This window comes from Bartonella sp. AC130YNZD (assembly GCF_042196865.1).
Taxonomy (GTDB): Bacteria; Pseudomonadota; Alphaproteobacteria; order Rhizobiales; family Rhizobiaceae; genus Bartonella.
Genome location: NZ_JBHIQZ010000017.1, coordinates 20,949 through 28,461, shown reverse-complemented (window position 1 = coordinate 28,461; position 7,513 = coordinate 20,949). Strand labels below are relative to the sequence as shown.

Annotated in this window: 3 protein-coding genes and 1 pseudogene; all 4 read right to left on the bottom strand. The window is 37.2% G+C overall.

Annotated features, from left to right (window positions below):
• Window positions 1–2,346, bottom strand: a 2,346-nt coding sequence (locus ACFINU_RS07055) for an autotransporter outer membrane beta-barrel domain-containing protein (protein WP_375618494.1), incomplete at its 3' end; no start/stop codon positions are given.
• Between the two features lie 173 nt (window positions 2,347–2,519).
• Window positions 2,520–3,248, bottom strand: a pseudogene (locus ACFINU_RS07050) (autotransporter domain-containing protein); the annotation flags it as partial.
• Window positions 3,249–3,275: 27 nt separating this feature from the next.
• A complete protein-coding gene (locus ACFINU_RS07045) occupies window positions 3,276–3,500 on the bottom strand; it encodes a hypothetical protein (protein WP_375618493.1) in 225 nt (74 codons plus the stop codon).
• A 445-nt stretch (window positions 3,501–3,945) separates the two neighbouring features.
• Window positions 3,946–7,236, bottom strand: a complete 3,291-nt coding sequence (locus ACFINU_RS07040) for an autotransporter outer membrane beta-barrel domain-containing protein (RefSeq protein WP_375618492.1) — start codon at window positions 7,234–7,236, stop codon at window positions 3,946–3,948.
• Window positions 7,237–7,513: the final 277 nt, after the last annotated feature.

Sequence of the window (7,513 nt, the reverse complement as noted above, 5' to 3'; positions counted from 1 at the left end):
CGGTATAGAGAGATTAGATGAAGGATCTAAAGGATCAGAGGACTCAGAAGGCTTTGGTTCGACAGGGACAGAAGGAGGAGAAACAGTATCCAGAGATGAAGTGTCCTCCGGAGCAGAGGGCTCAGATGGCAGAACATCATTAGTAGAATCTTCAACTGGAACAAACGGTGCAGGCATAGGTTGCACAGCAGAAGGAGCCTCTGGAACTGTTGGTACAGAAGGAAGCTCAGGCGGGGCTGATGCAGAAGGAGTAAGCGTTGAATCTGTAGGGATTAATGTTTCAGACGGTTTAGAACCTTCAGGCAAAGAAGGTGTAGATGGCATAAGCGGAGGCTCAACAGAAGAGGGCTGCTCAGGTGAAATAGTCTCTGTTGGTCTTTCAGAAGGAATTGTTTCTGCTTCAGATTGAGGGGGTAAAACTGTAAACGTTGGCTTAGAAGCAGTTTCAGAAGAATCTAATTCAGAACCAATGTAAACACTTTCAAGACGAAAATCCCAAAAATCCCCTTCCCCAGCAACCAATCTATTCTTTGGGTCTGCATTTCCAGAAGAAGAGCTTGGACCATAGCCACGAAGTTTATACTGATAAGGAAATCCATTAACCGTAGTATAACTATTGTTTAACTTAAAAGAACTTTCCTCTGCCGTCCCAGCAACTTGAATAAGTGAAATACTTTGACTCCTTTTATTGCCTGCTTCTTTATCTGAAGTTTTTAAAAGTTCTTCCATCCCAATAAGCGTGGTTCCCAAGACATTCCCATAGATCAAAATACGATCCGTTTGTTCAGAATTAAATGAACCATCATTATTGAGAAACGTGCTCATCTTAATCTGAACATTACCATCTGCACCATATACGTACTCCTCCTCATCTAACTTGTTTACACCACTTTTTTTTCCAATGTACAGCGTTTGATAACCAGTAGATTGATAGTGATCAAAAACAATTGTACTATCCTCAAGATCCACACCTGAAAGCGATGAAACCGTAGCATCTGGTTCCTGCGGATTTTGATATTTGCTTTTGGTAAGATACCATTGAGAACCATTCTTTAAATGTAAATAAATATCAGAGGCATCCTTGGTACGAGAACCTCCTGTAAGTGTAGAGGAATTTGCTTCAACGAGAAGATAAGAATTATTTTCAGCTTTTAAAAACAAATCGCTGGAGATTTTTGTCTTTTCTAACCTAACCTTAGCTCGAGCTCCATAAACACGATCTCCAGCACTATATCCGGCACTATAAATGGCAATACCATCCGGAACCGCAAAATTTGTCTCTGACAAATGAACAGATGCTGTTCCTATAGTAATTCCTCGCGCGCTCGAAAGCGCTGAAGAAGACATATTATACCTTACCAAATCAACCCATACATCTGGACTTAACCCATAAAAATACAGACCATATGCTCCTTTCCCCTGAACAGAAATTTTTGTCTTTTTAACCTTAATATTTGTCTTTTGAAACTCATACAAATGATTAAATTTATTAATTAATTTGCCATTATCATCTGTATAACCTGTAAGATTTTTAATCAAAAAGCCATGCATGCCTGTAAGTTCTACAGAACCACCACTCAATTGAACATCACTACCTTGAGATACCTCAAAAGCTCCCAGTAATTTATCAACATTTTTCTCATCTACTATAACAGTCTCTTGTTTCCCTCTTCCCTTAATGACAGTATTATCAAAAGTATATTGTCCCCCAAACTGTGCTGAAAACCCACCAATCTCATTAAAAGTTACGGTACTGCCTGACATCCTAATCTTTGAACTAAAACTACTAACCAGCCCCATTTCTTGGGTACTATTTAATTCTTGTGTACTATTGAATTCATTTGGTTTAAGCTCAATATTTACACGCACTAAAGCAATATCCGTTCCTATTCCAAATGCATACATAACGCGAGAAGTCCCTGTAATCGCCCCATCTGTCATGCTAATAACTGAATTTTGCGCATGAAGCGCAAGTACATCCTTAAAATTTGCATTTTTTAAATTAAGACGCGCATTACGTTTTAGATATGCACCATATACAGTTCCTTGACGCGAATTATCGCCCGTAACAGTTATCTGAGATGCATCAACAACTGTACCTTGTTCTTCTATATATAAAGCAGCAATAGGAGCAGAATCAGAAGGAACTCTCGAAAAATTTTTCAAATGATAAGTTTTATTTTCAATTGTATGTTTTTTACCATCATTGCATTTATAAAACTGAGCGTTTGGATCACAGAGAGTTTCAAAATTATTAAAATTTGCATTCACACTCACGATTGGCAAAAAAGAAACAATAGCCGTTGTAATAAATAAAAATCTATAACCCCTTAATACATTAACCATAATTCTATTCCCAATTTTTCCTTCTCCCCCTGTTAGTTAAAAATAAAAAAATATTCCCCATAACATTAAGTTAAACACACTAACAATAGCAAGTATAAAACTTAAATAATCACTTTATACTTCATAAAACACTCTATAACTTATGTAAAAATTACTCTATATTTCATAGGCACCTAAAAACGATAGTATAAACCGCCTGAAAAAATAATCCCTGAAAAACCACCTTTTCTAAGGCAATGCTGATAAGTTACATCTCCATGCAAAGCAAAGTTTGAAGACAACTGAGCCTTCAATCTCATTCCAGTTTCTAGAGAAGAGCCAAAAGCCCTTATTGGAATTCATCTCCAAACCGCACACGTTGTTTTCCTCTAAAATTAATGGCAAGCTGAAGCTTGCAATTGAAAGAAACAACAAGAACCTCTTCAGAAGCAGCAAGCATCTTTCTTAAAGACCACCAACACGCATCACCCACAAATCAAGTTTTCCCATCTCAATATCAAAACCATCAATATCAGACGCCTTATCAAACCGCACATTTTGATAAATAACCTAAACCTGCGGATCAAAAATAACCCCTTTATGCCCTGTCATAAATGACTTGCCCGCAATCAATGAAGCACTCAAAGGTGTTTCCTTCAATGTTGCTGTCTTGCCTCTTGCTTGCGTGAGAACATCCCCTTTAAATAAACCATAGGAAAAAAGGACATCTATATATAAAACCTGTATCATGCTGCATGCTGCCATATACTGTAATAGACCATTTATCAAATGTACTTTTTTGTTTTCTTTAACACCTTGAGGTTGTAGAGAGTTTTTTTTCCATTATTCTCCATTATTCCAAAGCTCAAAGTGTGATGTGTATCCTCAATCGCATTGAGCAAGACACTTGCCTCTATACCATGAACATCAGAACCTGAATCTTACCTTCATCAAAGGAAAAAATCGCCCTGCTTCACACCAAACACAGATTGAGATAACGTAGTATTTCTACCACTTTTCTTTTCGCCATTTCCTGTAATAGAACTCTTTTTAAAAGAAGTTTTATTATCTTTTGACACAACCACTGCTGATGTAATCTTCTCAGATCTCTTTAATTCTAAAATTTCATCAGTTCCTGAAACGCCTTTTTCCCCTTTACTTTTTTGCGGCTTCATAACTATGTTATGAGATCGTATTGTAAAAATAACACCTGTAGCCCTCCTATCCAATCCACTCATATATAACTTATTACGACTTCCAAAAGTACGAGAAGCATCAACTGTATCACACGAATACGACTAAAAAGAGAATTACACGAAGGGTTATAATCTTCTGCACTCACATCTATATTGTGCGCGAAGAAAGAAATAGAGGTCGTAAGAGAACACACACACATGGCGTTTTAGTACTTTAATCATAATTTAGTCTAAACTTTCTTTATTTTATCTTCATAAAAAACTGAAAAGCACACCTGGTTCATCTACTTATTATTCTTATTATGTACCGTTACATATAATTTGTTTTGTATTATATGTAAAGACAAAAATCAGAAAAACAACACAACAAAACCATGTTTTGTGCTTATGTCTTTCGCAAAGGATGTATTAAAGAAAAATACAATTAAAAATGATAACTTAATCCACCAGAAAAATGCGTTCCGGAAAAGCCGTCACTCGTAAATTTATGCTGATAAATCAGATCACTATGAAAAATAATTTTTGGAGATAATTGCGAAAAAACACCAAATCCAGCTTCTAAAGAAGTCCCAAAGGAACCAAGCTGGAAGGCATCTTTAAAATATACAAATTGTTTATCATCAAAACTACGAATGAAATGAAGCTTACCATAGAATGAAAGAACATGTGCATCTTTATCTTTAGTAAATGTAAGTGTCTTCGTTAAATACCCACCAATACGCATCCCCCAATGATCTGGGCTTTGCATATCAATATTAAAATTATCAATATCACGAGTCTTATGAAACTGGAGATTTTGATAAACAAACTGAACCTGTGGTTCAAAAATAAAATATCGGCTGCCTATCATAAACGTTTTACCAGCAGTTAAGGAAACACTTAGGGGCTTCCCTCTCAATGCAGCCGTTTTACCTCGCTCAAGTGTGAGAACATTTCCATTAAACAAACCATAAGAGAAGAGACCATCCATATAGAGACCCGTATCATGCTGCATGCTTCCATATGCTGTGATTGTCCATTTATCAAATATACTTTCTTGACTTTGTTTAACCTTTCGAGGCTGCAACGAAAGTTTGCCATAATTTCCCATAATCCCAAAAGATGTCGTACTGTATGCACTTTCGATTTTCTTGAGTAAAATACCTGCCTCTAGTGCATTATAATCAAGCTCACCGCCATAATCACCATATTTAAATGCAGACAAATTTGAAGTATAATGATGATGTCCACCGTAACCGCGCAAAAACAAAACGGGATTTTCATCATTTTTCAACAACCGACCAGAAACAATTCGCAGCGCTTGCAACTGCTTGCTTTGATTACTGATATCCATCAATCCAGCATAAAATAAAGTATTTGGCACAAGAATATAAGTCAAAACCTGTGGAACAACGACTCTCACATTTGGCTCAAAATGAGAAGAAAGCTCAAAAACAGATGCCGAAACAGAAGAACCAGACGCAGGTGGAGTAACAACAGAAGGAGTGGGTGAAACAGATGACTGAACAGGTGAACCAGATGCAACTGGGGAAACAACAGAAGGAGTGGGTGAAACAGATGACGGAACAGGTGAAATAGATGTAACTGGGGAAACAACAGAAGGAGTGGGTGAAACAGATGACGGAACAGGTGAAATAGATGCAACTGGGGAAACAACAGAAGGAGTGGGTGAAACAGATGGCGGAACAAGTGAACCAGATTCAGGTGGAGCAACTGGATTAGATTTAGCAATAGCGGGAACAACAGGCGCAAGAGAGGAAAGAGGATTGGGGATCTCAAGCACAAAAACATCAGATACATTAAGTGTGGTCGTAAGATGGGAATCCCTATCAGGAGAATCTACAGGAGAAGAAAGACTTGGCTCCTGAGGTTTTTGCTGAGAGTTAGAATCAATAGAACCATCCTCACCTCCAGTAATATTAGGATGAATTTTAAGAACAGAAGGAATATCATCAGAAGAAGGGGGAACAACCAAATCAAGAACAGGAAAAACTTTAGTGGAATCAACAAATTGACTTTCAAGTCGGAAATCCCAAAATGTTCCAGAGTTTTTAAGCACTCTTTGATTGGAATCTGCCGCCCCTAAAGAAGAGCTTGGACCATAACTCTTAAGATGATACAGATAGGGAGAGGCTTCAAGTGTGACATACCCCCCATTTAACTGAAAAGAATCTTCCATGGCTTTTCCATAAACCTGAATAATGGAAATCCCCTGATTATTACCGCCCTCTCCCGTCAATGCCCCTGAGCTTCCAGGAACACTATACACATGGACTGTCGTTTTTCCTTCAAGATCACCATTGATTAAAAGCCGGTCAGTTTTTTGCTCTTGCAGAGCTCCGCCTTTATCCAAATATGCATTAAGATAAAGACGCGCATCGCCTTGTGCACGATAGACAGTCCCCGATCCTTTTCCGATGAGAAGTGTCTGATAACCATCTGTTGTTTTAGATTTTAATTCTTCAAAAACAAGAGAACTATCCGTAAGATTGACCGATGAAATAGAAGAATAATCTTTTAACCTAGAACCAGAAGCATCAGAATTTTGCAATTTGTCATATTTTGGTCGCGATAAAATCCACTTTGAACCATTTTTTAAATCTATCTTAGCTGTAGAACTTTCATCAACATGTGCGCCTCCTACAAGGGTAGAAGCATCAGCCTCAATCTTTACATTAGAACGCTCAACAGCTTTCAGGAGTGAATCACCAGAAACTGTTGAATTTTGTAAGAGTTTAACATAACTTTCAAATTCGTGGCTATAAATAGCCGTACTTTCTGGAGTCATAAAAGTTGTCTTTGTCAAATGGACAGTCCCTTTTCCAGGTATAATTGTTTTTTTATCATTTAAGACAGCTTCCCAAAAAAAGTGCATGCCATTAAATCCATTCCCTCTCACAAAAACATTGGAATATTTTATATGAGCAGCATTATGGTTATTCCCCTGCACTACAATGCCATGAACATTGTCGACATTAACGTTTCCCTTCTGGAAATTAAGAGAGCCTTTCCCCTGAAGCATACTAAAAGCAGAACCTTCACGATGATTATCTGTATTTGTTCCCTGTTTCCCCCTCCCAGTAATAGAAACGCCCTCTAAATTAATTTCTCCATCTCCTCCTGTTTGAACACCAATACCATCAGCAAAATCAATTTTTCCTCCTTTCATATAAATTTTTGCACCATTATGACTCAAAAGACCTATCGCATCAGAAGATATCTTAATCTCTGTCTTGGTCAAAGAAACAAACGACCCTTTAGCCCCAACACTGATCCCCATTCTGGTTGCTTTAATCACCCCATCCTGCATCTCAAAAGCTCCCTCATCATTAATATCGGCCCCTATCGACACATCATTTAACATGGAATCAAATAGAGCAACGCCTCCCCCATTTGAGGACTTTACAGCTGTTGTCCAAGCGTTTGTTTCTGAATGTCCATTTGCATTCGAAACACCGTTAATGATTATAGCCTCTCCCTCAATAACTGTATTTTTCCCTGATGCCTCTATGGCAGCATCAGAACTTTCACCCGTAAGTTGATAAGTTTTCTTGGCAATTTCATGCGTTTTACCATCATTACAGCGATAAAATGAGGCACTTTCGTTACATGAATATTGCTTCTTCTCAGAAGAAATCTCACCTGCATCAGTATTGTATACAAAGAAAAAAATAACCGTTGTAAAATGACATAAAGAGAGATGATTTTTAAACATAATTTTCTACAAACTTTCTTCCCCTTCTCTAAAAACAAAAAACACGCGTTCTGTTTAATAACTTTGGTTACGCGTGATAATTTAAAATCACGTTTTGTATTTTATATATCCACCCTATATTTTATGTAAAGCCAGAATCCCAAAATATCACAATTTAAAATTGTATTATTTATAAAAACGCGTAAAAATATAGATAGAAATAAAAATTCCACCCTAAAGCGGTGATTTCAAGAGAATTTAATAAAAATACACTAAAGGAAGAAAAACAGCATAAGAA